Here is a 1,023-nt window from a genome sequence, read left to right as displayed (position 1 = left end):
TTTATCTGGACGAGATGCGCGCAGCCAACGTCCCGGACCTGGACAACGCTCGCGCCACCGAGGACCAGAAGAATCGGACCCCGGAAGAACACATGGAGATCCTCCGCAACAACAAGTTCAAGCCAAGTAGCGTCGGGGAAACAGCCCAGACCTACGACTGGCTCCAAAAAATCAGAAATGGCCATTTTCTGGTTTCACAGGATCATCTGGACGAGATGCGTGAGGTCGGCGTCTCGGGCCTGGACAACGCTCGCACCCGATAACACTGAGCTTCTTCAGCGTTGCAGCTCCAGTGTGAACGGTTGCGGGTCCTGTCGGTGGGAGTGAGTTCCTGGAGGGGCTTGCGCTTGATGCCGGTGGTGAGCCATGGGCCGGCGCCCTGGTAGGCGAGATCGGCCACGATCGGAACGCCCTGGCGCTCGCAGATGCGGATGATCTGGTGGGTGCGTGCGGCAGTCAGGTCGTGAGTGCGGCCCGGCAGAGCGGGCGAGAGCCATAACAGCCGGCCGCCGGGATCGGTGACAACCTGCACGTTCACGCCGTGGCGCCGGTGTTTGTGGGAGTAGTCGGCCCGGCCGTCGCCGACCCGGTCGCACTCGGCGAGGGTGCCGTCGAGCAAGACGAAGTCGGGTTCGTGCTCGCGCAGTGTCTTCAGCAGACCCGGGGCACGCGCGGCGAGCAGGTCGACGACCGCACTGGTGTAGGCGTGGGCGGTGGACTCGCTGATCCCGAACCCGGCGGCGATCTTCGCCAGAGTGATGTGTTCGCGCAGGTACACCAGTGCCACCATCGCGCGCTGGGACGGCCGGAGCTTGCAGCGCCGGTCGCCCTCACGGGTGACGATCAGCATGGTGACCCACTCCACGAGTGCATGCGGCAGGTCGAGTGCGGCAGGATGGATGACCACCGAGGCCCCCGAGCAACGTGATTGAGACGTCAGACACCTCGATCAACAGCTCGGGGGCCTCGCTCGTTGCGCTTGTCGGCCCATCACCCGATCGGTGGCGACCTCGAAGAAGCTCA

General features: G+C 64.6%; 1 protein-coding gene and 1 pseudogene. One reads left to right on the top strand and one right to left on the bottom strand.

All coding sequences use genetic code 11. The features are described 5' to 3' along the window. A partial coding sequence (locus tag IE94_RS40730) for a hypothetical protein (protein WP_209441118.1) occupies nt 1-263 on the top strand: 263 nt, incomplete at its 5' end. A 32-nt stretch (nt 264-295) separates the two neighbouring features. Here IE94_RS40730 and IE94_RS0134325 read toward each other — a convergent pair. Then, nucleotides 296-907: pseudogene (locus IE94_RS0134325) on the bottom strand (IS5/IS1182 family transposase); the annotation flags it as partial. Nucleotides 908-1,023 lie beyond the last annotated feature (116 nt).

The sequence above is a fragment of the Streptomyces violaceorubidus genome (genome assembly GCF_000717995.1).
Classification (GTDB): domain Bacteria; phylum Actinomycetota; class Actinomycetes; order Streptomycetales; family Streptomycetaceae; genus Streptomyces; species Streptomyces violaceorubidus.
This window is presented reverse-complemented; position numbering and strand designations above follow the sequence as displayed.